We start from the raw sequence: 25,738 nt of genomic DNA on the forward strand, positions 1-25,738 counted from the left end.
GGCTGTATTGAAAGACTGGATAAGTCTGTCAATATGGCCTCCTTTTGTTTGTTTAAAAAAAGAATAGGGGTGCAGGAAATGATTATGTTAACGGGCCAAACTTTAACGATTGAAGAAGCGAAAAAAGTATTATATGGGGAAGCATTTGTCTCTGCTTCAGCCGAGAGTGTTAAGAAAGTGGAAAAAAGCCGGGAAGCGGTTGAGAATATCGTGAAACAAAAGAAAGTCGTCTACGGTATTACAACAGGATTCGGGAAGTTCAGCGATGTTTTGATTGATGCAGAGGACGCAGAGCAGTTACAGTGGAATTTGATTCACTCCCATGCGTGCGGAGTCGGGGAACCATTTCCGGAGGTGGTTTCGAGAGCTATGGTCCTTCTCCGTGCCAATGCGCTATTAAAAGGGTTTTCAGGCGTCCGTCCTGTCGTCATAGAACGTTTGATCGATCTTTTGAATGCTCATATCCACCCGGTCATCCCTCAGCAAGGTTCTCTTGGAGCAAGTGGGGACTTGGCGCCGCTTTCCCATTTAGCTTTAGTATTGATGGGAGAAGGGGAAGTGTTTTATAAAGGAGAGCGAATGGAAGCCATCGTAGCTTTATCGAAGGAAGGCATTCTTCCAGTGACACTTAAAGCAAAAGAAGGTCTTGCATTAATTAACGGAACACAGGCCATGACGGGGATGGGCCTAGTAAATTACATTGAAGCTGAACAGCTGGCCCATCAAACTGAAGCGATTGCTTCACTGACTTTAGAGGGATTACGCGGCATTGAAGATGCCTTTGATCCGGATGTTCATCTAGCACGCGGTTACCGCCAGCAAACAGAGGTCGCGGAACGGATCCTTCGCATGATCAGCGGCAGCCAGCTCATCACCAAGCAAGGAGAACTGCGGGTACAGGATGCTTATTCGCTTCGCTGCATCCCGCAAGTGCATGGTGCATCATGGCAAACTCTTGATTATGTAAAAGAGAAATTGGAGATCGAAATGAATGCTGCGACGGATAATCCGCTTATTTTTGACGATGGGGAAAAGGTTATTTCAGGGGGTAACTTCCATGGCCAGCCGATTGCATTTGCGATGGACTTCATGAAAATCGCTGTTGCTGAGCTTGCGAACATTTCAGAGCGCCGCATTGAGCGACTCGTCAATCCTCAGCTGAATGATTTACCGCCATTCTTAAGTCCGTCGCCTGGCTTGCAGTCGGGAGCGATGATCATGCAATATTGTGCAGCTTCACTCGTCTCTGAGAATAAAACACTCGCACATCCTGCAAGTGTTGATTCCATTCCATCTTCAGCGAACCAGGAAGATCATGTAAGCATGGGAACGATTGGGTCCCGACACGCACATCAAATCATTCAAAACGTTCGCCGCGTTTTGTCGATTGAGCTCATTTGTGCCCTACAAGCGGTGGAATACCGTGGAATAGAAAAGATGGCTCCGTTTACAAAAGAGTTTTATACGGAAGCAAGAAAGCTCATTCCAAGCATTACACAAGATCGTATCTTTTCAAAAGATATCGAAGCAACGGCAAGCTGGTTACATCAGATCGATTGGAATTCATTTATTAATAGGAGTTTACCTACAACATAATATGAAGTGCGGAATATCCGAATAAACGTTAGGCTTATAGCCCTTTGACTTGGGTTTTAAGCCTAACATCGTTATGTAAATGCAACATAGATCCCAGAAATCCAAAAAGGTCCCGGCATTAGAGAAAATGACCTTGAAATAGTAATAAGTGCAGGAAATGACCATTGATGAAATGATCGGCTTTACCTATTCGTGCTAGATTAAATATGCATTTTTGGAGGGGAATCTAATTTGGAAAATCGGCAATTGCAACCACCTGTCATAAATGAACAAAACCAGCCGTCAAATACTTTACAAAGGAAGCTAAAAGCGCGCCACCTTACGATGATTTCGCTGGGCGGTGCAATTGGAACAGGGCTGTTTCTCGGAAGCGGTCCAGCCATTCACTCTGCAGGGCCTGGCGGTGCTTTGGTCGCTTACGCCGTAATTGGTATAATGGTTTATTTTATTATGACAAGCCTTGGAGAACTGGCATCATTTATGCCAGTCAGCGGAGCTTTCAGCACCTATGCTTCGCGTTTCATCGACCCAGCATTAGGGTTTGCGCTTGGTTGGAACTATTGGTTCACTTGGGCGATGACCCTTGCTGCGGAACTATCTGCCGCAACGATGGTAATGAAGTTTTGGTTTCCTAACAGTCCGTCATTTTTATGGAGTTCTTTGTTTTTAGTTTTGATATTCTTATTGAATTACGTATCTGTTAAAGGGTATGGCGAAGGGGAATATTGGTTTTCTCTCATTAAAGTGGCAACCATCATCATTTTTATCGTTGTCGGAATATTGATGATATTCGGAATTATGAACGGAGAGGCGATTGGTTTTAAAAACTTCACAGTTGGTGACGCTCCGTTTGCCGGTGGTTTTTTGGCAACATTGGGTATTTTCATTGCTGCTGGATTTTCTTTTCAAGGTACAGAAATAGTCGGTGTTGCAGCCGGTGAAAGTGAAGACCCGGCAAAAAATGTACCTCGTGCAGTTCGCAGCATTTTTTGGAGAATCTTCCTCTTTTACATCCTGGCCATAGTTGTTATTGGGTTGATCGTTCCTTATACGAATGGCAGTCTGCAGGGACACACGATCATGGTCAGCCCCTTTACGATGGTGTTTGAAAAAGTGGGACTGGCATTTGCTGCTTCCGTGATGAATGCCATCATTTTGACAGCCGTATTATCCGCTGGTAATTCAAGCCTTTACGTGACAAGCCGAATGTTGTACTCAATGGCAAATGAAGGACTGGCACCGCGTATTTTTGGGAAGCTTAACAAGCGCGGCGTTCCCATTTGGGGACTGGTTGTCACTTCACTTGTAGGGATGTTGGCCTTTTTTGCCTCCATTTTCGGTGATGGAGTTATTTATATTTGGCTCATGAATGCGGTTGGAGTGACTGGATTTATATTTTGGCTGGGTATAGCGGCAAGCCATTACAGGTTTAGAAAGGCTTATATTGCACAAGGGTATTCACTGGACGACCTTCCCTATAAGTCAAAATGGTTTCCTTTCGGACCGATATTTTCCTTTGTTCTTTGTTTTTTCGTTTTATTGGCGCAAAACTATCAGGCCTTCATTGGCGATGACATTAACTGGGCAAGTGTGATCGCTGCCTATCTTGGCATCCCATTCTTTTTGATAATGTGGCTTGGTTATAAGTTCATTAAGAAAACAAAAGTAATTCCGATAGAGGAATGCCAAATCGATTTTGATGAACATAGGAATGCAAAATAGACATAAGACTTCTTTATTTCTTTGTTAAGAAAGTTAGTTTTAGCAGCTTTGAAATGACAAGGTTCCTTACCGCCAAAGAAACAAAATAAACAATAATTTAAAGTTGATGCCAGTTGATTGAGCCGAAGTAACTTGTTGGAGATGATTGAATCAATACGCATAATATCAATTTCATTTAAGGAATATGCCTTTTTTATCCCCTCCTAGGTAGATTAAATAATCTACCTAGGAGGGGATTTTTTTATTGGCGAAAAGGGACAAACATTTAAAACGTGAAGTAGTTCGATTAAAGTTGGAGGAGGTTCATTGGATTTATGCTTTGTTAAAAAGGCAAGAGATTTCCTTGATATAGCCTAGTTAACGGTTTTGGAAAACAGAGATAAACCCTGCCAAAAGGGTTTGGAGGGTTATTTGGCATGGCCGTGAAAAATGTAACAAAAGGATATAAAATAATTCAGGTGTAATTGGGGAGGAAAGAATGGACACTATAATTTGCATTACAAAATGTTGAGTCTAACGTCTATATCAAATGGTCTATGAACATGTTCGGAAATAATTGTTCATCTACTTATTTAAATGTCCTTTCTTCTATATACTCACCGATTTTTCGGAACTTATCAAAACGTTGTTGGCGTAGAATGCCTTTATCTAATTGACCAAGTTCTTGTAATGCTTTTCGTAAGGTTTCTTTGATAAAGTGCGATTGAAGTGGGATGTCAATATGTGCTCCTCCTACAGGTTCTTTGATGATCTCATCAATCACTCCTAGTTCCATCAAGTCCTTAGCCGTAATTTTCAATGCTTCAGCTGCTCGTTTTGCTTGTGTGGCATCCTTCCATAATAATGCTGCTGCTCCTTCAGGTGAAATAACCGAATAAAATGTGTTTTCTAGCATGTAGATTCGATTGCCGATACCAAGAGCCAATGCACCACCACTCCCACCTTCACCAACTACAAAACAGATGATAGGAACTCCAAAACTTGCCATTTCACGAAGATTGAGGGCGATAGCTTGAGATTGTCCGCGTTCTTCGGCTTCACGACCTGGGAAGGCTCCTGCCGTGTTGATAAATGTTACGATGGGGCGATTGAACTTATTGGCTTGTTGCATAATTCTTAGGGATTTTCTGTAGCCTTCAGGTTGCGACATGCCAAAACGACGATAGATATTGTCTTTAGTATTTTTACCTTTTTGATTTCCTAAGACAGTTATAGGCATTCCTTCGAAGGTAGCTATTCCTGAAACCAATGCAGGATCTTCCCCATAAAGTCTGTCACCATGAAGTTCAATAAAGTCTTCAAAAATATGGTGGATATAATCTAAAGTAGTAGGACGTTGTTGAATTCTGGATAGTTGAATTTTATCCCAAACTTCCATATTCTCGTTAAGATGAATTTTGATGTCATTGACTTTTTGCTCAAGATTATTTATTACTTCGTTAAAGTCAAGATTATGCTTTGTAGACACCTCTTTCAATTCAGCAATTTGATTTTCCAGTTGTTTTAATACTTGCAAGTTCATCGTTTAAAACACTCCCTGAAGTCGAGATGATGGATTTTTAAAATGGTTGTTAATGATTGTTTTAATTCACTCCTATTTACAACCATATCCAGTTGCCCATGGTCCAATAAAAATTCAGAGGTTTGGAAATTTTCCGGAAGTTCTTCTCTTATCGTCTGTTCAATTATGCGTCTTCCTGCAAAGCCAATTAAAGCTTGTGGTTCGGCAATATTGATATCACCTAATGAAGCGAAGCTAGCAGAAACTCCACCCGTTGTAGGATTCGTTAAAACGGATACGAAAAGGATCTTTTCGTAGTTTAGTTGTTCTAAAGCAACACTCGTTTTTGCCATCTGCATGAGGCTAAGAATTCCTTCTTGCATACGAGCTCCGCCGCTTGCCGAAAACAATATAAATGGTTTTCGAGTTTTTAATGATTCCTCAATGGCTCTTGTGATTTTTTCACCGACTGCTGAGCCCAAACTTCCCATACGGAAACGAGAATCCATGACACCAATCACAATCGGATAGCCACCTATGGAAGCTGCCCCGGTAATAACCGCATCATTTAATGCAGTCTTATTCTTATCAGAAATTAATTTATCTTTATATTCAGGGAAGTTCAGCGGGTCAACGGAAATTAAACTTTTATTGAATTCCGAAAAAGAACCACTATCTGTAAGCATTGAAATGCGTTCATAAGCTGAAACCGGGTGGTGATATTGGCATTTCGGACATACATTCAATTCTATTTTCATAAGAGATTCATCAAAAGTTTCCCCACATGATTTACAAGTAAAAGGGATTTGAGTAATGCTTTTGTCTATTTCAAAAAAAGAATTCGATTCTATTTTTTCTCTCTTTAATGGATAAATCTCCATCAATCCTCCTTTGGTAAGACCGCTTTATACAAGTTACGATCACCGTTGTGTTTTTTAGCTTTTCATTAAAAAAGTTTTATACAATCAGCAATCATCCTAGAGAATGAAGATTTTATTTGGTGGGTCTTCATTATGAAATTATCTATTCCTGTATGAATGCATTTTTACTTGGAAAATCAGAAACGATTTTATCAGGGAAATACATAGGCTTGTATACAAATCGAGTATACAAACATTAAAAAACACTTATTATCTTCTATATAGAGAATAAAGGTTATCGATGGCTTCACCATTGATCCAGTTTTTAGAAAGAACGATTTACCAAATAGCAAGGCGTCATTTAATAAAGCGAATACTCCCTTTAGTTGGTGTAAGCACATAATATGCAATTACTAATATAATTGAATGGGTCATTCTTCCATGGATAATATTTTATTGGTTTATCAGATTGTTAAAAAGATAAAGATTAATAGTTTTTTTCTTAATTTAAAGGGGCAGATTAGGAACACATAATATTCAAGAGGGCAATCTTAGAATGTAAATGAAACTTTAAGAGTATTTGTATAAATTGATAGAGATTTAATCGAAAGTGAAATTACCAGACTAATGGAAATTAATGGAGAAATGAACCAAATGTTTAAGAAGTTTATGGCTAAGTTAGGGAAAGGTGCAGCAACTGTTGATTTACGCTACGAAAACCGTGTTTATTATGCTGGTTCATCCATGCTTCTGAGAATCATTTCGTAGTGACCCAGGATGTCAGCCAGGGGCTGCAGGTATTTCATGTGCATGGTTTTTTCCCTGCTGTTAGATTAGTGATGATATACGATAATTATGAATTGATAAGTGAAAATGGGTATTTTTTTAACAAGAAATCTAGTAATGTTAGGGATATTTTTAACTAGGGAAATATGGTTGTTATCTGACAGGCAACGTCAAAAAAATATTTAGAATAACAAAAAATGATTGAAAATAAAATTTTTATAATGAACATTAAGGCAATAGAAGTGTAGCGATTTATCACGCCGGGTTTAGTTAAAATGCATGGTCTGTATTTATTATTATTATTGAATATTCTTTGCAGCATGGAAAGCTTGTACAGCCAAAGAAGCTATGCTATGAATGGGCTGATTGAAAGAAGGCAATCCACTAACTAAAGTAGCCATATTTTTTGTACTTCTGGTTTTGTTCGTAAAGAGTATTCGATTGTGAGATAATTTCACATTTATTAAAAAATGATAAATCGTGTGTCTTGAAATATATTTTCAATGTCGCATTTTTTGCTTTAACCGTTGATAAATCAATGTTTATAGAAGGATGGTGCCACTTTCATATGATGCACCATCTTAACATATGTACTCAACAATTCCGCCGCACATCATTTGAATTTATATTCATTGTTTGTTAAGGTAATGAAGTGCTTTAGGGTTACAGGTTCATTCCATGTGTGCTCGGACTGAACAAAACTCTAAAATAAAAAACCATTATATTTCAGTTGGTATATGCTGTGCCTGTTAGTTTCCTCAGTTGTATTGCACCTCTTTTCCCTGCAAAGCTCAAATTAGACACATTGGGAATCCCATAATCATATTTCTATGCGTTTTGGTGTTATATTGCACTGCAAGTACCATTCCATCTGGTTAAGGAAATGAAGTACTTTAGAGGGTAGTCGTAAGTCCATCATCCGGACCTAACTCTAAGTGGAAATCGTTTATATTACAGTTGGTATATGTTGTGCCTGCTAGTTTCCTCAGTTGTGATTGCACCTCTTTTTTCCTACTTGAAATGCTCAATTTATCACACATAATATAATCCAAGTAAAGAATTATTTCTTGGGAATAATAAATTTAGATTATTTTTTTATGCACGTTATGCCCTGTGCCACTGAATAAGTGTCACTTCCGCTTTTTTTGAAGAAAAAGTAATGGGGTAGAATTTCGGTTATTTCAAGGTACTTGTGCATTAATAATCATCACTCGCATAAAACGGGGGAATTCAGCAAAACTGAATATCATATGGGCAACTATTAGAATGAGGTGACTTGATGAAGCCGTATGTTGAAGTCAGAAATGTCTCGAAAATTTTTGGCAAATCTCCAAAAGCAGCAACAGACTTATTGAAGCAAGGCAAATCGAAAAAAGAAATCTTGAAAGAAACGGGACAAACTGTCGGAGTGAATAATGTTAATTTCGAGATTTATCCCGGCGAGATTTTTGTCATCATGGGCCTATCCGGAAGCGGGAAATCCACTTTGATCCGCATGTTCAATCGTTTGATCGATCCCACTTTGGGTGAAATCTTAATTGATGATGAAGATATCGTGAAGATGAACGCTGCCCGGTTAAGGGAAGTCAGACAAAAGAAAATAAGCATGGTCTTTCAGAACTTTGCTTTATTTCCGCATAAAACGATATTGGAAAACGCTGAATTCGGGCTCGAAATTCAAAAAGTGGATCCAGCAAAACGTCATGAAAATGCGATGAAGGCTCTTGAGGCCGTTGGGTTGAAAGGCTACGAGAATCAGCTGCCATCACAGCTTAGCGGCGGTATGCAGCAAAGGGTTGGGTTAGCCCGGGCACTCGCAAGTGATACGGATATCCTATTGATGGATGAAGCCTTCAGTGCCCTTGATCCATTGATTCGTAAGGATATGCAGGATGAACTGATCCAAATCCAGGATCAGTACAAAAAAACGATCATATTCATTACCCATGATCTTGATGAAGCATTAAGAATCGGGGATAGAATTGCCCTCATGAAGGATGGAAGTGTAATTCAATTGGGAACCCCTGAACAAATCATGATGAATCCAGCCAATGAATTCGTCGAGAAGTTTGTGGAAGATGTTGATTTATCAAAAGTATTGACAGCGTCTCATGTGATGATACGCCCAGAGAAGATCGCGGTGGACAGAGGTCCGAGGGTTGCCTTGGAAATCATGCGTAAACAAGGGTATTCCAGTATTTTTGTTGTGGATAGAAAGCAGAAGTTATTGGGAGCCGTGACTGCTGAACAGGCTCGTCAGGCAATGAGCAATAACCAATCGATCTCAGAAGTGATGTCAACTGATATCCCAACTGTAAAAGAGGATGAATTACTTGGAAACCTCATGGATGTGATGGCGACTTCAAGCTTGCCAATCTCAGTGATCGATGATCAGAACAGAATTAAAGGAATTCTTCTTCGCGGTGCCGTTATCGGTGCTTTGGCAGGAAATAAAGATTCCTTGAATGAAATGGAGAGTGAATAATTCAATGAATATGCCGAAAATCCCACTAGGAGCTTGGGTCGATTCTTTAGTGGATTGGATTACTATTGTATTTGCTGGATTATTTACATTTATTACTAATGTAATCGAGGGTCTATTGAATATCTTGGTCGATGTAATGAGTGCAGGACCTTCGATCGTTTTAATCATCGTCCTGACCCTTCTGGTTACTTATACAAGCAAATGGCCATTGGGAGTATTTGCATTCATCAGCTTACTATTGATTGATAATCTGGGTTATTGGGAATCAAGCATCCAAACTCTGGCAATCGTTATATTGTCAGGAGCTTTAACGATAGTAATCGGGATACCGATCGGAATATGGTGTGCCCAAAATAAAACCGTGCGCAGTATAGTAACCCCGATCTTGGATTTCATGCAAACAATGCCTGCATTCGTTTATTTGATTCCTTCGATATTATTCTTTGGAATAGGGGTAGTGCCTGGGATCATTGCGTCATTCATTTTCGCTATCGCACCGACAATCCGAATGACCAATCTTGGGATTCAGGAAGTGCCTAATGATTTGATCGAGGCATCGGATGCTTTTGGTTCAACCAGCAGCCAAAAGTTATTCAAGGTACAAATACCATTGGCTACTCCAACGATCATGGCAGGAGTTAACCAAAGCATCATGCTCGCACTGTCAATGGTCGTTACAGCCTCATTGGTTGGAGCACCCGGACTTGGGGCTGATGTCTACAGGGCTGTCAGCCAAATTAATGTGGGGCAAGGATTTGAAGCAGGATTATCCATCGTAATCATTGCAATCATTTTAGATCGTATCACGCAAAATCTTCGTAAACCAGCTTACGAACATATCGTTAGCAGGAAAATCATTTTTACAATATTGGCTTTACTAGTTGTGGGTACTGCACTATTCGGTGCTTTTACAAAAGAAAAAGCTGTGAACGGGGATGAAAACAGTCTTGCTGCCAAGGCCAATTATGAAATCATCGGAATTGAACCTGGAGCAGGAATAATGAAGTTGACTAAAACGGCTATAGATGATTATAAGCTGGATGATTGGAAAGTGGTTGAAGGGTCATCGGCAGCGATGGTTGCAGAATTGAAAAAAGCAATTGATAAAAAAGAACCAATCGTCGTTACAGGATGGTCACCGCATTGGATGTTCTCGAAATATGACTTGAAATATCTAGAAGATCCGAATGAATCCTTCGGCAAGGCTGAAAATATTAATTCGATTGCCAGAAAAGGTCTTGAACAAGATGCCCCTGGCGCTTATAAAATTCTTGATCAATTCTTCTGGGATACTAAAGATATGGAAGATGTAATGGTCAAAGTTACTGAAGGTATGTCTCCTTCAGAAGCAGCAGAAAAATGGATAAAGGAAAATCAGGACAAAGTATCCGAATGGACCAAAGGTGCTGAATCAGGAAATGGTGAAAAAATCAAACTGGTTTATGTTGCTTGGGACACTGAAATTGCCAGTACAAATGTGATTGGCAAGGTACTGGAGCAGAATGGCTATGATGTAACATTGAGTCAGGTCGAAGTAGGGCCAATGTTTGCTGGTGTAGCAAACGGAAGTGCGGACGCAATGGTGGCTGCATGGCTCCCGGGAACACATCTTGAATACTATAATAAGTATAAAGATGATATCGTTGACCTTGGACCAAACTTAAAAGGAACAAAGCTTGGTCTGGTCGTACCGGATTACGTCGATATTGATTCGATTGAAGACTTGAAATAAGAAAACGAGGGAAATTTGTATTATCCCCTACAGGTAGACTGTTCTTAACAGTTTACCTGTAGGGGATTTTTTTTATGGCAAAAAAGCGACAAAGAATTTATGCGAGAAGTCAAACGATTTAAGTTGGATGAAGGGTTAGTCATATAGTCAGCTTCGTGAGCGATTTGGTTTAAAGAGTGATACCAAAAGGAAGATGCCCAATAAAGCTTTTTGAAGATAAACGTGATGTATGGAAGCACGTCAGAAGTTAGCCGCAAATTCTGTTCATGTAAGACCTATCCAGCTCAATTTTGGCCTGGCTTAGGATTGAACTGAAGGACGACAGTATACATCCAGCTTTAAAATCTATAATACCAGTAATGTTAAATCGCCTGAATAAATTTAGGGCGATTTTTTCTTTCATCAGAAGTAACACAATAACATTGTTTATGTATCCTATTTCAGTTAAACGATAACCGATATGTTAATGAACCATTTTATACAAGTTGATTTTATTACAGGTGCAAAAGTAGTTCCCATTCTTAAGAAGGCATCAAGCTTGATGAGAAAGTCTTTTTAAGGGGAATGGTGGCAAAATTGAGAATTAATAAAGTGCGGGGTGTGTAAAACAAGCGGTTTTACAGGAGAAATTAGTTGGCATGGTTTTTGCTTATATAAATAAGAGTAAATCAAGAAAGGAGGGAGAGCTGCATAGCCAACTATTTGTTGGTAAGAGTCTCGGAGAGAATGACGACTATTAAAGTACTCCTCTCCATTGTTTCAGGAACTATTGTCGGATTCGTACTTAGTTTGCTCGGCGGATATGGATCAATTTACGGACGATATGGAATATATCATCGTGAATCCTGGTACAAGATCATAAATACGGCCAAGCAATTACTGCTGCAGGAAGTGGTTGTATGGCTGCTCTGGATTGCGAAAGATATCTTGATGCAAGAGCGATCAAGTAATGGAGACAATCAGTATAACATTGAGAACAAAATATAGGGAGGATTGTAATTATGAAAGAGATCAAAACTGAGCAAGAGTTTGATGAGGCGATTTTATCAATAAAACCAGTTGTTGCCAAATTTTATGTTGAATGGTGCCCGGACTGTCAGAATACCAATTTATTCATGCCAATTGTAGAAGAAGCGTATAAAGAAAAAATAGATATGATCGCAGTAAATCGAGACCATTTTCCGGAACTATTAGAGAAGCTAGATGTGTATGGAATCCCAAGCTTTATTGCTTTTCAAGAAGGGAAGGAACTCAATCGCTTTGTAAGTAAAATCGGAAAAAGCCAGGAAGAGGTTGAACAGTTTCTCAATCAAATCGTAGAAAGTGGAAAATTAAAAAGATAATCATTTACTAGTATTTAATTGGAGGGCGCCTATCCAAAAAGATTATCGTGCCGCCTCCATGCAAATCCAATACTGAAACTCAATTAGAGCTGCTCTACTTTGTAACGTTAATCAGAGACCCGCATTAATCTGAAGCCAATAAATATTGAGTAGTTACACAATATTTATTGGCAATATATTCAAAATCACCGATTTTATCATCTTATTTTTTTTGTAGGAACTATACAGCGTTTAGGGCTAGAAGAGAAGAATAGATAACTTTTAATATAACTTTTTTGCTTTAGGGGATTATGCTCGCATTTGTTGGAGGGGGAGCTGTCGGCGAAACAAGCTAATCATTAATGCTGAAGCGTTAGATTGGTGAGGTACTTTATAAAATTGAGATGAGGTGCTTAGAATGGCAAAGATGAAGGATGAAAACCATTACAAAATTTTGATTGTAGGAGGGGGCAGTGCCGGAATTACGGTTGCAGCCCGTCTCTTGCGTGGATCTCGCACTCTGAGCGGAAACATTGCCATCATTGACCCTGCGACGAAACATTATTATCAGCCATTATGGACACTTGTAGGAGCTGGCGAAGCTGACAAAACTGTGACACAAAGGGAGGAAGCATCCGTAATTCCGAACGGAGCCGTGTGGGTACAGGATGCGGTTAACACATTTGAGCCCGATGAAAATGTTGTTGTAACAGCATCCGGAAAGAAATTGCACTACGAATATCTAGTTGTCGCAGCCGGGATTCAAATTGACTGGCATAAAATCAAAGGTTTAAAAGAGAGTATTGGAAAGAATGGGGTATGTAGTAATTACTCTTATGATTATGTTGATGGCACATGGGAGGCGATCAGAAACTTCAAGGGGGGGACTTCCATTTTCACCAACCCGAACACGCCGGTAAAATGCGGAGGGGCTCCTCAAAAAATTATGTATATGGCAGAAGACTATTTCAGAAAATCGGGAGTTCGCGAGCAATCTTCGGTTATTTTTGTTTCAGGGAACCCATCCATATTCAATGTGAAAAAATATGAACAGGCACTAAATAAAATAATTGAACGAAAAGAAATAGAGACATATTTTATGCATCATCTTGTTGAAATTGATGGTGACAAGAAGCGAGCGACATTTGAAAACCTGAACACAGAAGAGCGCGTGAATATGCAATATGACATGATACATGTGGTACCACCGATGAGCGCTCCTGATTTTATCAAGAATAGTTCGCTCGCGGCAAGTAATGGGTGGCTGAATGTGGACAAATATACACTTCAGCATCAACACTATGACAATGTATTTGGTATAGGGGATTGTACAAACCTGCCTACTTCGAAAACGGGGGCTGCGATTCGCAAACAAGCGCCCGTGCTTGTGCAAAATTTGCTTCATCGGATGCGTGCCAAACTTATGGTCCATAAATATGACGGCTATACATCATGTCCGCTTGTTACCGGATATGGGCGGCTTATACTGGCTGAGTTCAATTATGATTTACAGCCGCAAGAAACCTTTCCAATCGATCAATCCCGTGAGAGGTTCAGTATGTATTTATTGAAGAAAAACTTGCTTCCCATTATGTATTGGAACGGAATGCTTAAAGGAAAGATGTAAAAACGTTGCTAGTCATAACAAAACAAAAGTGTCCGAGGTGCTTGAAAGGAGAAGGATTTATGCTATTGAAGTATTTTTATGATGAGAAACTGGCTCAAGCTTCATACCTTGTGGGATGTCAGGCTACCGGTGAAGCGATCATTGTCGATCCGTCACGTAATATAGAGCCTTACATAAAAACGGCAAGAGCACATGGTGTGAGGATTGTGGGCGTAACGGAAACACACATTCATGCCGATTTTTTGTCTGGTTCGCTGGAGCTGGCTTCCAGGCTTGAAACGACATTGTATTTGTCTGATGAAGGAAGGCCGGACTGGAAATATGAGTACGCAACTGGGTATGACCACCGCTTTCTGAGAAATGGAGATGTATTTGCCATTGGAAATATCCATTTTGAGGTGGTACATACGCCAGGACACACACCTGAGCATATATCGCTGCTCGTAACAGATGGGGGTGCGGACCCACTTGGCATATTTACCGGGGATTTTATATTTGTCGGTGATGTGGGGCGACCCGACTTATTAGAAAAAGCCGTAGGGGTACATGGTTCCTCAGAAAAAATGGCACGCATGATGTATCGGTCATTGCAACAATTTAAAAACTTTCCAGATTATTTGCAAGTATGGCCAGGGCATGGAGCGGGCAGTGCCTGTGGTAAAGCGCTAGGTGCGATTCCGTCGTCAACCATCGGCTATGAAAAACGGACAAATTGGGCACTGCAATATAATGATGAAAATCTCTTTGTTGAAGCGCTGTTGGCTGGGCAGCCTGAGGCACCCCCTTATTTTTCAATGATGAAGCGGTTGAATAAAGATGGAGCGCAACAAATCCGAAGGATAGCAGCACCACTTCCAATGATGGGGTCAATAGATACTGTGCAGGAGTGGACGGAACAGGGAATAGTCTTGGATACGCGTCCGGCCAGTGAATTTTCCACCAAGCATATACGAGGCTCAATTAATATTCCATATAACAAATCATTTGTAACGTGGGCGGGGTGGCTGTTGGATTATGACTTACCTATATATCTTCTGGCAAGCAATGCTGATGTTGCAGATATTGTGAAAGATCTCCAGTCCATTGGGGTGGATCGCGTCATTGCAACATTGGATCCATATATCATTGAGCAGGCTGGCGAATCTGATTCACGTGTTATGAAATATGAAGAAGTGACAATGGACATGATAGATGACGCAATTCAAACAGAAAGCATATATGTGCTAGATGTCCGAAGCATGGCCGAATGGAAGGAAGGCCATCTTCCACAAGCTAATCATGTCATGCTTGGCCATTTACAAGAACAGGCACCTAAACTTCCACATGATAAACCAATTTTGGTTTATTGCAAAACCGGAGGAAGATCAGCCATCGCTGCAAGCCTTCTGCAAGTTCATGGTTTTAAAGAGGTACAAAGCCTTGTAGGTGGATATGAGGAATGGAGGAAACAGAAGAAGTTGTGACTCACCAGGAATCTTAATGAATGTTTTGATTTTATCATCTATAAGAAAATATTTCCTAACATTGCAAAAGTGCTAAAGCTTAGGATAAAAGGGTTTTAAAAAAAAGACCGCGTGTTTAGGGTAATCAAACAAGATATTCTAAGGAAATAAGGAGATTTTATAAGAGAAATGGGTTGGCATGACAATTGCATATATAAAGAGGCAAGGTACACAAGCAAACATGAGAAGGAGAGATACTCGATGAAATATAATTTTGACCAAGAAATCCGTCGACTGAACACTGACTGCGAAAAGTGGGATGATCTTGAAAATCATTTTGGCGTAAAGGATGTTATTCCGATGTGGGTGGCCGATATGGATTTTAAGTCTCCGCAACCAGTCATCGATGCATTGGAACAACGTGTGGTCCACGGTGTATATGGATACACGCTTAGACCGGACTCGTACATGGAATCCATTGTTGGTTGGCTGAAAAGAAGACATCGATGGTCCATTGAGAAAGAATGGATTACCCACAGCCCAGGAGTGATCCCAGCTCTATCGTTGGCGATTCAGTCCTTCACGCAGACAGGGGACAAAATAATTATCCAACCTCCTGTATACCATCATTTTGCCCGTGTAGTCCAAGCGAACGGCCGTGAAATTGTAAACAACCCGCTTAAGCTTGAAAATGGGCGTTATTCCATAGATTTCGAAGACCTAGAGGCAAAGATGGATTCAAAAGTGAAAATGTTGATCCTATGTAGTCCCCATAACCCAATAGGAAGGGTATGGAGCAGAGAAGAATTGACGAGACTGGGGCAGCTTTGTATGAAGCACAATATTCTCGTTGTCGCAGATGAAATTCACTTTGACTTTGTTTATAAAACACATACCCATATTCCTTTTGCTTCTATTTCAGAAGAGTTTGCGAATCATTCTCTTACCTGCATTGCGCCAAGCAAAACTTTTAACCTAATGGGTGTGCAGACGTCAAGTATCATTATTCCAAACCAGCAACTCCGTGAAAGGTATAATCAAGAACTTAATACATTATCCATTGGTTCGCCGAACATATTTGGTGTTGTTGCGTTAGAGGCTGCATACCGCTTTGGAGAAGAATGGTTGGATCAGCTCCTTGAATATTTGCAGGGGAATCTAGAGTTCACTCTGAGTTACTTCAGCAAAAACATCCCGCAAATCAAAGTCATTCAGCCTGAAGGCTCATACCTTGTATGGCTTGATTGCCGGGAATTGGGAGTTGAAGAAATGGATCAATTTATGTTGCGCCGAGCAAGGGTTGCAATGAATGAAGGGCAGATCTTCGGTATGGAAGGTGAAGGGTTTATGCGACTTAATATCGCTTGCCCGCGTTCGATGTTGAAAAATGCTCTGGGTGGCATAGAAAAAGCTGTCTCCTCTTTGTGCAAAGCGTAGAAATTTATTTTATAATAAATTTATTTTATTATTTCATAAAGCGCAATAGCAGAGGAGGATAATATGGCAGGCTTTATCGGCATGCAGCAGTTTATTCAAGATTACGCTGAGAACACAGCAGGAATCCTTGGTCTGGATATAACGGTGCTTGATGAAAAGGGGGTTCGCATTAGCGGAACTGGCTACTATAAAGATCTCATTGGCAAAACGGCTCCGGAAGGCTCCTTTTTCAGAATGATATTGGAAACAGGGGAGCCTGGAGTGGTTTACGATGTGAAAAAAGATGAGTCGCAGTGTAGGAGTTGTAAATTCGTAAATCAATGCAAAGAACTCGCTACCATCGGGTTTCCTATTGTAAAGCAAGACAAACCGGTTGGCGTCATCGGCATGATTGGTTTTTCCCTTGAACAAAAGGAGAAAATGATTATAGAATCAGATAACCTGATACAGTTTTTACGCAATGTTAGTACATTATTAGTCAATAAATTAGCAATGCTGGACCTTGGTAAAGAACAGGGGTGCAAAATTCAAGAAGATATACCGATACCTACGAAATCTATTACTTTTGAAAACATTCTTGGTAAAGATTCCGGGCTTCAAGATGTTATTAAAAAAGCAAAAAGGATTGTAAACAGTCCATCCACTGTGTTGATTAGGGGAGATAGCGGTACGGGTAAGGAATTATTAGCTAAGGCGATTCATTTTGAAAGCAAGCGCCGAATGCATTCATTTGTGGCAGTTAATTGCGCTGCCATACCTGAAAGCTTGTTAGAAAGTGAATTGTTTGGATACGAGGGCGGATCATTTACTGGCTCAAGGAGGAATGGGAAAATGGGGAAATTCGAATTAGCGCACAACGGAACCATTTTTCTTGATGAAATTGGAGATATGCCGCTTTTCTTGCAGCCAAAGTTATTACGGGTTTTACAGGAAAAAGAGATTGAAAGAATAGGTGGTAATAAATCAATCGAGATTAATGTACGGGTGATTGCAGCCACTCACCGTAACCTGGAGGAAATGGTGAAAAACGGAACTTTTCGCGAGGATTTATATTATCGTCTCAATGTCCTCCCTCTCCATACCAAACCCTTGAAAGAGCGGCGTGATGATATTGCTTTGTATCTCGAACATTTCATTCATAAACATTGTATGATCATGCAAAGGAATCCACTGAGACTTGACCCCATGCTGGAGCGATGGCTTATCCGTTATGATTGGCCTGGGAATATACGGCAATTGGAAAATGCCGTAGAATATATGGTCAATATGGCCGAATCGGATATTGTGGGCTTTCAAGATTTACCTGACTATCTCTTTCAACAGGACCATCTCTCTGTTGAGTGCAGTGGATTAAGCTTAGAACAAATGATTTCAGAATACGAAAAGGACGTAATCCAGAGCTATTTCCTGGCTGAAAAATATCGAGATGATAAAGAACAGATTGCCCGGGAACTACAGATTAGCCTGTCTACTCTATATCGCAAGTTGGAAAAGTATAAATTATGTTAACTTCATCTATTTTACTCAATTAAAATTAATGCGGGAGAGTGCTTATAGCATTTTCTCTTCTGAATTTGAGAGGAGGGGATAAAAGCGGAAGGTAGAGGTATTTAACAAGTTGACAGAAAATTATAAAAACATTTCAATGAAGAGATTTTTCAAAAGAACAACAAGATGAGCCTGCATACAAATTGTATTTGAACGATGAGTAAAAAGGGGGATACTCTATGGGGAAATTAGAAGCAGAGATTAGTAACACCCTAGAAGAGCGAAATACAAAAGGATCATTACAAAGGAAGCTGCAATCCAGGCATTTAACGATGATGGCTATAGGTGGCGCTATTGGAACTGGATTGTTTGTATCCAGCGGATCGACGATTAGCACTGCGGGGCCGGGGGGAGCGCTTGCTGCATACATTCTGGTAGGAATCATGGTCTATTTTGTCATGAATAGTTTAGGAGAGCTATCGGCCTTCTTACCGGTCCCGGGGGCCTTTGACATCTATGCCTCAAAGTATATTGATCCTGCGTTAGGCTTTGCGTTAGGTTGGAACTATTGGTATACAACCGCGATAACGGTTCCTGCAGATTTGGTGGCCTCTACTCTTATTATGAAGTATTGGTTTCCAGACTCACCTTCTATATTGTGGAGTGCACTATTTCTGGGTTTGTTGCTAATCTTAAATGTTTTATCAGTCAAGGCATATGGGGAAAGTGAATACTGGTTTGCCGGCATTAAGGTGATCTCGATCATCGTATTTCTCGTTATTGGGGTTGCCATGATTTTTGGAATTATGGGAGGACATGCGGTCGGGTTCAGTAACTTTACCCAAGGAGATGCTCCTTTCCATGGCGGGCTTGTATCTATCTTTAGTGTAGTGCTCATCGCGGGCTTTGCGTTCCAGGGAACTGAGGTGATTGCGACGGCAGCAGGTGAAACCGAAAATCCATCGAAAAACGTACCGAAAGCGATTCGGTCAATCTTCTGGCGAATCCTTATTTTCTACGTGCTGACGATCTTTGTTATCGGTTTGATTATCCCTTATACGGATCCAAACCTGCTTAAATCTGGCGTTCAAAATGTATCTATCAGCCCCTTCACGCTTGTTCTTCAGAGAGCTGGGTTGGCATTAGCTGCTTCCGTCATGAATGCAGTGCTTCTTACATCTGTTTTATCCGCAGCGAATTCAGCAATGTATGCTTCTTCACGTATGCTATGGGCACTGGCGAAAGAAGGAAAGGCACCACGGGTCTTTGCAAGGCTTAACAGGAGGGGAATTCCCATGTGGGCCCTTTGTACAACTGCTTTTATAGGACTTGCCTCTTTTTTGGCTTCCCTTTTTGGAAATGGTTCAGTTTTTATTTGGTTGGTAAATGCTTCAGCCCTTACCGGATTTATCAAATGGTTCGGGATTGCCGTTAGTCATTACCGCTTCCGTAAGGCCTATGTAGCCCAAGGCAGAGATCTAAATGAATTGCCGTTTAAAGCCAAATGGTACCCGCTGGGCCCAGTTATCACGCTGTTATTTTTTGTGGTTTTCATTTTTGGACAGACTCTTTTTTACGGAGATCAAATTAGCTGGGCAGAAATTATAGCGACGTATATAGGTCTTCCTATTTTCTTGCTTCTCTGGCTTGGTTATAAAATCATTAAGAAAACAAAAATGGTGCCGCTAATGGAGTGTGATTTTGAGCGCAAAGAATAAGAGGGAAGGCTTGTGTTGAATGTAAGCGTTTTATTTAAAGGAAATTAAATTCAATTCCGTTTTTTAATAGGATTACAAAAAAAAGAGGTGGTTTATATGATAAAAGAAACAATCATAACCAATGAAGCTCCCAAGGCTATCGGTCCTTATTCACAAGGTATTAAGGCAGGAAATGTAGTGTATACTTCAGGGCAGCTTCCAATTCAGACTGAAACTGGAGAAATGCCTGATAATATTGAGGAGCAAACAAGGGTGTCATTGGAGAATCTTAAGAAAGTTATAGAAGCGGCGGGATCAAGCTTACAGCAGGTAATAAAAACAACGGTTTTTTTAAGTGATATGAATCACTTTGCCGTGATGAATCAAGTATATGGAGAGTTTTTCCCTGATAATTATCCGGCAAGAAGTGCGGTTGAAGTTGCTCGTTTACCTAAAGATGCTTTTATTGAAATAGAAGCGGTGGCTATTATTTAATTATATATAATTGAAAAGGGAAGATTGATATTCAATTTTCCTTAATGTAATATGGCTAGTCTTAAACAGAAATATCAGGAGGAGTTTTAAAAATGAATTTAGCACAATTTCCTAGACAGCGATATACACCAACAGATACACCCATTGAGAAATTACATCATTTTTCCGAAGTTCTTGGTGGTCCTTCTATTTATCTTAAACGAGACGATATGCTTGGTCTGACGGCTGGGGGAAATAAAACAAGAAAACTGGAATTCCTTGTTGCCGATGCATTGGATAAAGGGGCTGATACGTTAATTACATGTGGAGGCATTCAATCAAATCATTGCCGTTTAACATTAGCGGCAGCGGTTAAAGAGAAAATGAAGTGCATTCTTGTGTTGGAAGAAGGTCTTGCAAATTCTGAACCAGATTTTAATGGTAACTATTTTCTCTATCATTTATTGGGCGCTGAACAAATCAAAGTAGTGCCTAATGGGGCGGACTTAATGCAAGAAATGCAGAAAGTGGCTAAAGAGGTAACAGAGAATGGACATAGCCCGTACATCATTCCGGTTGGGGGATCGAATGTCATTGGTGCAACGGGATATGTTGCTTGCGCACAGGAGATCTTGGCACAGTCCTTTGACCAAGGAATTGATTTGAAAGCTGTTATTTGTGTAAGTGGAAGCGGTGGAATGCATGCTGGTTTGGTGGCCGGATTTCATGGAAACCAAAGTGGAATATCAGTAATTGGAATAAACGTAAGCAGAGGAAAAGCTGAACAAGAAGAGAAAGTTTATCAGCTAGTTAAAGAAACCTTAGCACACATCGGCATTTCAAATTCAATTCCTCGTGAGGCTGTTACGTGCTTTGATGAGTATGTCGGACCGGGTTATGCTTTGCCTACACCTGAAATGGTGGAAGCAGTCAAGCTAATGGCAAGAACGGAAGGGATTTTGCTGGATCCGGTATATACGGGTAAAGCGGCAGCGGGACTCATCGATTTAATACAAAAAGGCACCTTTAAGCCTGAGGATAACATTCTATTTGTTCACTCTGGTGGAGCTTCATCGCTATACGCCAATACTTCTCTCTTTAATTGAAATTTGATTATTATATGGCGATAGTGTGAATCAAAAAAACAATAAAATAGAAGGCAAAGGAGCTTCTGAATATATAGAATCAGCCCCATGAAGCCATACCAAATAGTATATGAATGAACTTCATCTGATTTGGTACAGACTTTAACAATGTTTCTCCTGCTGTGGGATAGAATATGATGAAAATTTCCGCCTCATTAGAATCATAGTTTTTAAGAAAACATTCACCATAATGTACATGTCCTTTCCTTCCTCATATTCAGTTTTTTTCAGTCGCCGGTTGGAAAGGAAAAGCTCCATTTGGCTAAGCAGCTTCCAGCTTAACCAAATGGAGCTTTTTAAATCAATGTATGGAAACGAATTTACTCCTCAATTCCTCTTCCGTTACTTCGATCTTTCCTTTCAAATCTTCAGCCAGTAATACATAACTTTTCACGCCAATGAATTCTGAATGTGATATTAAAAAGAATTTTGTTCCTTTTTTATACGCAGAAGGAACATCTTCAATCAACTTAAACATTTTCATCCTTTTTCCACCTTGGATATCATAAATTCGTAACGCGTGTATTCATAACTGCTTTTGTAGTAGACGTAATAGCTTTGACAAAGTTGAAAAGGATTGGTCACTACTAAGATACAACTTCTTCTTTTCACTTTTTATATCATTGATATTTATGAGCGGTCAACTATTATTACTGGTAGATACAAGAAGCAGCTGGCATTGTCATTTGTTTGCAAATTAAGAGTATTCCTAACTTTCTGTGGAACTGCCTATCGTTGAATGTTAAAATTCAGTTGGAAAACAGTGTTTCATGATACATAAGAAAGAGAAAAGTGAAGGCAATCAATTTGTTATTTCTCTATTGAAAAAGCTCTCAAAAAGTGATTTTGGAAGGTGTGGAAATATTGAAACCAATCATATTCGATGTTGATACTGGGATTGATGATGCCATGGCGATGGCATATGCTTTAAATTCCCCGGAATTGGAAGTGCTCGGATTCACCACTTGCTTTGGTAACGTGCCCGTTGTTGAATCGACCCGCAATACACTTGCCGTTTTGGAGAAATTAAACAGGCGTATTCCGGTTTTTGAAGGTGCTGACCAAACTTTGGTGCGCGGAAGGAAGAAGAAATATCCGAAGCATGTTCATGGGGAAGACGGGTTAGGAAATACTCTTCAGTTTGAACCAACCATCAAAGCATCACAAGGAAATGCAGCAGATTTCATTATCGATCAAGTGAAAAGCCGACCGCATGAAATTACGATTATTGCAGTTGGACCACTGACTAACATCGCATTGGCGATTAAAAAAGCCCCAACGATCATGTCCTTAGTAAAAGAGGTCGTTATTATGGGCGGTGCCGTAAACGTACCAGGAAATGTAACGCCCTATGCTGAAGCGAACATAATATCAGATCCTGAAGCAGCTGATCAGGTATTTGCTTCAGGACTGCCAATCACCCTAGTGGGGCTTGATGTGACACTCCAAACATATCTGTTGAAATCGAAGCTTGATGATTGGCGTGCCACTGGTAAGGAAAGTGCCAAATTTTTAGCGGAAATGACCGATTATTATATGAAAGCATATGAAAACTCCCATCCAGGTTTGGGCGGTTGCGCCCTTCACGATCCGCTTGCTGTCGGGGTTGCGATTGATTCAAGTTTTGTGAATACAGAATGGATGAACGTCAAGGTGGTGACCGAGGGTGAAGAAACAGGCAGGACAATTGGTCAAGAGGATGGCGAACCTAGAATCCGCGTCTGTACGAATGTGGAAAGTGATCGGTTTTTGAAACATTTTTTGGAACGGGTTATTTGATTAAGCAACGTAATTGATCATGTATTAAGTATAAAGGCCATCACTTTTCCGAAAACCTTCGGGAAGAGATGGCCTGTTTCTGTTGGATATACCGATTCTCGCTATATGACGTATTCCTGCTGTAGCTGAAGTGAGTGGTTGGCCGAAAAAGGGAGTCAGGACAATATATCTTTGCAAAAAAGGTCCCCCGTTCATTCGGGTGTCCATTTTGAATGATTTGGGATCGATCAATTATAAAGGCGAACAGTATGGAAACGTTTGATTTTTAGACTTTAATCAAACGTTTGATTAATTTCCTAGAAAAGAAAGTCTAAAGTCACTATTATTATGGTGTAAACCATATTATTCGATAATAGTTCAGAAATATTGGGTATAAGGAACTTTTTTTACCATGAAAAAGTAAAAAGTTAAAAATTAATTAAAAAAAGGGTTTAAATATTTGAGAAAACAGGTACATAGACTTTCATAATGCCATATTTAGGTTTTTTTGCATAATCATAATTTACCATTTTTCGACTTTGCGCTTATTTATATGGCAGAAAATGTATGGTTCTATTAAAATGTACTATATAAGATAAAAGGAGGATTTTTTCTATGTCACAAATTCGTGTAACACCTTCAGAACTGAAAGATGTAGCTAGACAATATGATAATGAGAGCCAACAAGTAACGGATATGATTGGTCGTTTAGATAGAATGAGAGATCATTTAACTGGTATTTGGGAAGGTTCTTCCAGTGAGGCTTTCGTAGGTCAGTACGAAGAATTAAAGCCTTCATTCATGGATATGGCTCGTTTGTTGAATGAAGTTTCTCAACAATTGAATAAATCAGCTCAAATCCTTGAAGACACAGATAATCAGATTGCTAGTCAAATTCGCGGATAATCATTAGGTCAATGAGATAAAGAATTTTCTAGGAAAAAGCGCCGCGACTCTTTATGAAGATCGTGGTGTTTTTTTGCTTTAAAAGAGGTGGTTTCCATATATATTCAACTGACGATCGATTTAAACAGGTATACAGGGGAAGTGTTTGATTTGCAAGTGTCGAATTACCGATCCATCAAGAAGGTTGTGGAAATAATATGGCAGGTAAAGGATATTGCCAGTGCACCTAAAGAAGGCTATTGGGTGCGGGTCCAGAATAAAGAGTTCGTATGTTCAGGTTATGAAACCCTGCTTGATAGCGGAATTACGACGGGGGACCGCCTTGAGATCCTCTAATGGATTAAGTGTGGACTCTTTATAGGAAAAAAGTCTAAAGCCCTTTAGCAGGGGTAAAGGAGTTACATAAAATGGATGAGAAAAAATCCTCATATCTGGAGAAAAAAACAGAAGCTGCAATGATGAAGGATGATAATGGGCATTTGTTAGTTTTCCAACGGGCAAAATTATCGATGCAAGACCCACTGGAATTACAGCTTATTCATGAAGCGGATGATACTCTCCAGAAACATATAGAAGTGACAGAGGACGAGGTGCAGATCAGAGTAAATCCACCAGCCTCTTTTTTTGTTTTTTCCAAAGCTAAAGAAAAAAATCCGTTAAGCAGATGGTTATCGTCTTATCAAATCTTGAAGAAAATCAGGAATCATGAATTGAGTCGCCTGCAACTAGTCGTCTGTCCGGAAAATATCGTTTTTGATTCAGGCTTGGCCCCATATTTCCTGCATTATGGCGTAAAAGACAGTTTGCCTCCTTATGAGCATGATCAAGATGAGCTATTTAAAGAAACGAAGGCAACGATTTCGGCACTTGTGGATGGGCAGTATACATTCGAAGAGTATTTGCTTTACCATAAAACACTAAAACTATCGAACGAATCACAAAGTATATTGGAATCGGGGACTTGGGATGAACTTTCCACTCTCATTCAAACTCGGATAGAAGCTTTAGAGAAGGAAGAAAAAGCATTTGTGCATATCCCTGAAAAGAAATGGAAAACGGGCCGTTATATACTTTGGGGTACGGTTATCGTTCTAGTGCCACTGCTGTTGTTCGCGATTTACACACTATTCTTCTCCCAACCTAAGCAGGAGGCGTATGTAGAAAGCGGTGAAAGCTTCTTAAAACAAAAATATAGTGAAGTCATTGACCGTTTGGAAAACTATGATCCGAAAAAAATGCCGTATGTCGTTCAGTATGAACTGGCGAAGTCCTACGTCACCTATGAACCGTTGGAGGGAGTAGCTAGGAAAAATGTGGAAAACGCAATCACATTGCAGACCGATAGCCAGTATCTCCTATATTGGATCTATATAGGCAGGGGCATGAACGAGGACGCGATCGATTTGGCGAGAATCATGGAGGATCGCGAATTAATTACATATGGTCTGTTAAATCAGAAAGAACAAATCAAGTTGGACGATAACCTTTCTGGGGAAGAAAAGGAAACGCAAATTAAAGAAATCGATACTGAGTTGTCCGAATATGAAAAGGAACTAAAGGAATTGCAAAAGCAATTGGAGGAACAGCAAGATCAGAACCAGCCTTCAACAGAGGCGAATATAGAGGATAAAGGCGCAGCGGAAGCAAAACCTGCTGTAAAAGAAGAAGCGGAAAAGGAATCTGCTTCTGAGGGGAAAGAGAAAAGTAAGGATTCCTCCAATAAATCATCTGAAGAAAAAGAGAAAAGCAAAGAGTGAGCA

General features: G+C 40.0%; 20 protein-coding genes and 1 pseudogene. 18 read left to right on the plus strand and 3 right to left on the minus strand.

From position 1 onward, the window contains the following. Window positions 1–78: 78 nt before the first annotated feature. On the plus strand, window positions 79–1,596 hold the full coding sequence (hutH, locus tag MKY17_RS01935; RefSeq protein WP_098373548.1) for a histidine ammonia-lyase: 1,518 nt from the start codon (window positions 79–81) through the stop codon (window positions 1,594–1,596). A gap of 324 nt (window positions 1,597–1,920) precedes the next feature. Beyond that, complete coding sequence (locus MKY17_RS01940; RefSeq protein WP_098373549.1) at window positions 1,921–3,318, plus strand: amino acid permease; 1,398 nt, start codon at window positions 1,921–1,923, stop codon at window positions 3,316–3,318. Between the two features lie 568 nt (window positions 3,319–3,886). On the opposite strand, the gene MKY17_RS01945 is transcribed toward MKY17_RS01940, so the two are convergent. Together MKY17_RS01945 and accD are read right to left on the minus strand one after the other, a co-directional pair. Next, window positions 3,887–4,840, minus strand: coding sequence for an acetyl-CoA carboxylase carboxyltransferase subunit alpha (locus MKY17_RS01945; RefSeq protein WP_098373517.1), 954 nt, complete (start codon window positions 4,838–4,840; stop codon window positions 3,887–3,889). Continuing rightward, window positions 4,837–5,625, minus strand: a complete 789-nt coding sequence (gene accD / locus MKY17_RS01950) for an acetyl-CoA carboxylase, carboxyltransferase subunit beta (RefSeq protein WP_260398199.1) — start codon at window positions 5,623–5,625, stop codon at window positions 4,837–4,839. Before accD ends, MKY17_RS01945 begins: the two co-directional genes overlap by 4 nt. A gap of 708 nt (window positions 5,626–6,333) precedes the next feature. Between accD and MKY17_RS01955 the strand changes: the two genes are divergently transcribed. From MKY17_RS01955 to MKY17_RS02010, 12 genes and pseudogenes are all read left to right on the plus strand, one after another. Further along, window positions 6,334–6,447 carry a sporulation protein gene (locus tag MKY17_RS01955; protein ID WP_286177229.1) on the plus strand — a complete coding sequence of 38 codons (114 nt, stop codon included), beginning with the start codon at window positions 6,334–6,336 and terminating at the stop codon, window positions 6,445–6,447. 1,297 nt (window positions 6,448–7,744) lie between these two features. Then, entirely contained in the window at window positions 7,745–8,950 is a 1,206-nt protein-coding gene (locus tag MKY17_RS01960; RefSeq protein ID WP_098373519.1) for a glycine betaine/L-proline ABC transporter ATP-binding protein, read from the plus strand. Window positions 8,951–8,954: 4 nt separating this feature from the next. Beyond that, window positions 8,955–10,682, plus strand: coding sequence for a glycine betaine ABC transporter substrate-binding protein (locus MKY17_RS01965; protein WP_098373520.1), 1,728 nt, complete (start codon window positions 8,955–8,957; stop codon window positions 10,680–10,682). Window positions 10,683–11,530: 848 nt separating this feature from the next. Next, window positions 11,531–11,632, plus strand: a pseudogene (locus tag MKY17_RS01970) (thioredoxin-disulfide reductase); the annotation flags it as partial. A 51-nt stretch (window positions 11,633–11,683) separates the two neighbouring features. Then, window positions 11,684–12,025: a thioredoxin family protein gene (locus tag MKY17_RS01975; protein WP_098373521.1), complete on the plus strand. Its 342-nt coding sequence runs from the start codon at window positions 11,684–11,686 to the stop codon at window positions 12,023–12,025. Window positions 12,026–12,422: 397 nt separating this feature from the next. Further along, the gene (locus MKY17_RS01980; RefSeq protein WP_098373522.1) at window positions 12,423–13,631 is read left to right on the plus strand and encodes an FAD/NAD(P)-binding oxidoreductase; all 1,209 of its coding nucleotides are present in this window, start codon (window positions 12,423–12,425) and stop codon (window positions 13,629–13,631) included. Between the two features lie 59 nt (window positions 13,632–13,690). Further along, on the plus strand, window positions 13,691–15,094 hold the full coding sequence (locus MKY17_RS01985) for an MBL fold metallo-hydrolase (RefSeq protein WP_098373523.1): 1,404 nt from the start codon (window positions 13,691–13,693) through the stop codon (window positions 15,092–15,094). A gap of 240 nt (window positions 15,095–15,334) precedes the next feature. Continuing rightward, window positions 15,335–16,510 carry a MalY/PatB family protein gene (locus tag MKY17_RS01990; RefSeq protein ID WP_098373524.1) on the plus strand — a complete coding sequence of 392 codons (1,176 nt, stop codon included), beginning with the start codon at window positions 15,335–15,337 and terminating at the stop codon, window positions 16,508–16,510. Window positions 16,511–16,573: 63 nt separating this feature from the next. Continuing rightward, window positions 16,574–18,019 carry a sigma 54-interacting transcriptional regulator gene (locus MKY17_RS01995; RefSeq protein ID WP_098373525.1) on the plus strand — a complete coding sequence of 482 codons (1,446 nt, stop codon included), beginning with the start codon at window positions 16,574–16,576 and terminating at the stop codon, window positions 18,017–18,019. A gap of 218 nt (window positions 18,020–18,237) precedes the next feature. Further along, a complete protein-coding gene (locus MKY17_RS02000) occupies window positions 18,238–19,716 on the plus strand; it encodes an amino acid permease (protein ID WP_098373526.1) in 1,479 nt (492 codons plus the stop codon). Window positions 19,717–19,812: 96 nt separating this feature from the next. Continuing rightward, on the plus strand, window positions 19,813–20,190 hold the full coding sequence (locus tag MKY17_RS02005) for a RidA family protein (protein ID WP_098373527.1): 378 nt from the start codon (window positions 19,813–19,815) through the stop codon (window positions 20,188–20,190). Window positions 20,191–20,282: 92 nt separating this feature from the next. After that, the gene (locus MKY17_RS02010) at window positions 20,283–21,275 is read left to right on the plus strand and encodes a D-cysteine desulfhydrase (RefSeq protein ID WP_098373528.1); all 993 of its coding nucleotides are present in this window, start codon (window positions 20,283–20,285) and stop codon (window positions 21,273–21,275) included. 340 nt (window positions 21,276–21,615) lie between these two features. Here MKY17_RS02010 and MKY17_RS02015 read toward each other — a convergent pair whose 3' ends face one another. Then, window positions 21,616–21,798: a hypothetical protein gene (locus tag MKY17_RS02015; RefSeq protein ID WP_098373529.1), complete on the minus strand. Its 183-nt coding sequence runs from the start codon at window positions 21,796–21,798 to the stop codon at window positions 21,616–21,618. A 380-nt stretch (window positions 21,799–22,178) separates the two neighbouring features. On the opposite strand from MKY17_RS02015, the gene MKY17_RS02020 reads away from it, so the two are divergent. The 4 genes from MKY17_RS02020 to essB all read left to right on the plus strand — a co-directional run bounded on the left by MKY17_RS02020 (window position 22,179) and on the right by essB (window position 25,735). Next, on the plus strand, window positions 22,179–23,093 hold the full coding sequence (locus MKY17_RS02020; RefSeq protein ID WP_098373530.1) for a nucleoside hydrolase: 915 nt from the start codon (window positions 22,179–22,181) through the stop codon (window positions 23,091–23,093). A 594-nt stretch (window positions 23,094–23,687) separates the two neighbouring features. Next, complete coding sequence (locus MKY17_RS02025; RefSeq protein WP_034306171.1) at window positions 23,688–23,978, plus strand: WXG100 family type VII secretion target; 291 nt, start codon at window positions 23,688–23,690, stop codon at window positions 23,976–23,978. Window positions 23,979–24,074: 96 nt separating this feature from the next. After that, window positions 24,075–24,314, plus strand: a complete 240-nt coding sequence (locus tag MKY17_RS02030) for an EsaB/YukD family protein (RefSeq protein ID WP_053537134.1) — start codon at window positions 24,075–24,077, stop codon at window positions 24,312–24,314. A 71-nt stretch (window positions 24,315–24,385) separates the two neighbouring features. Continuing rightward, window positions 24,386–25,735: a type VII secretion protein EssB gene (gene essB / locus MKY17_RS02035; RefSeq protein ID WP_098373531.1), complete on the plus strand. Its 1,350-nt coding sequence runs from the start codon at window positions 24,386–24,388 to the stop codon at window positions 25,733–25,735. Window positions 25,736–25,738: the final 3 nt, after the last annotated feature.

It is taken from the genome of Peribacillus sp. FSL P2-0133, from assembly GCF_037975445.1.
In the GTDB taxonomy this organism is placed as follows: Bacteria; Bacillota; Bacilli; order Bacillales; family DSM-1321; genus Peribacillus; species Peribacillus simplex_E.

Bases quoted from the DNA above. Each gene is read 5' to 3' on its own strand.
- essB (WP_098373531.1), top strand. From the start codon at position 24,386: ATGGATGAGAAAAAATCCTCATATCTGGAGAAAAAAACAGAAGCTGCA.
- MKY17_RS01940 (WP_098373549.1), top strand. From the start codon at position 1,921: ATGATTTCGCTGGGCGGTGCAATTGGAACAGGGCTGTTTCTCGGAAGC.
- MKY17_RS01980 (WP_098373522.1), top strand. From the start codon at position 12,423: ATGGCAAAGATGAAGGATGAAAACCATTACAAAATTTTGATTGTAGGA.
- MKY17_RS01965 (WP_098373520.1), top strand. From the start codon at position 8,955: ATGAATATGCCGAAAATCCCACTAGGAGCTTGGGTCGATTCTTTAGTG.
- MKY17_RS01985 (WP_098373523.1), top strand. From the start codon at position 13,691: ATGCTATTGAAGTATTTTTATGATGAGAAACTGGCTCAAGCTTCATAC.
- MKY17_RS01975 (WP_098373521.1), top strand. From the start codon at position 11,684: ATGAAAGAGATCAAAACTGAGCAAGAGTTTGATGAGGCGATTTTATCA.
- MKY17_RS01960 (WP_098373519.1), top strand. From the start codon at position 7,745: ATGAAGCCGTATGTTGAAGTCAGAAATGTCTCGAAAATTTTTGGCAAA.
- MKY17_RS02005 (WP_098373527.1), top strand. From the start codon at position 19,813: ATGATAAAAGAAACAATCATAACCAATGAAGCTCCCAAGGCTATCGGT.
- MKY17_RS02010 (WP_098373528.1), top strand. From the start codon at position 20,283: ATGAATTTAGCACAATTTCCTAGACAGCGATATACACCAACAGATACA.
- MKY17_RS01990 (WP_098373524.1), top strand. From the start codon at position 15,335: ATGAAATATAATTTTGACCAAGAAATCCGTCGACTGAACACTGACTGC.
- MKY17_RS02025 (WP_034306171.1), top strand. From the start codon at position 23,688: ATGTCACAAATTCGTGTAACACCTTCAGAACTGAAAGATGTAGCTAGA.
- MKY17_RS02000 (WP_098373526.1), top strand. From the start codon at position 18,238: ATGGGGAAATTAGAAGCAGAGATTAGTAACACCCTAGAAGAGCGAAAT.
- MKY17_RS01995 (WP_098373525.1), top strand. From the start codon at position 16,574: ATGGCAGGCTTTATCGGCATGCAGCAGTTTATTCAAGATTACGCTGAG.
- MKY17_RS01945 (WP_098373517.1), bottom strand. From the start codon at position 4,840: ATGAACTTGCAAGTATTAAAACAACTGGAAAATCAAATTGCTGAATTG.
- hutH (WP_098373548.1), top strand. From the start codon at position 79: ATGATTATGTTAACGGGCCAAACTTTAACGATTGAAGAAGCGAAAAAA.
- MKY17_RS02015 (WP_098373529.1), bottom strand. From the start codon at position 21,798: ATGAAAATGTTTAAGTTGATTGAAGATGTTCCTTCTGCGTATAAAAAA.
- MKY17_RS01955 (WP_286177229.1), top strand. From the start codon at position 6,334: ATGTTTAAGAAGTTTATGGCTAAGTTAGGGAAAGGTGCAGCAACTGTT.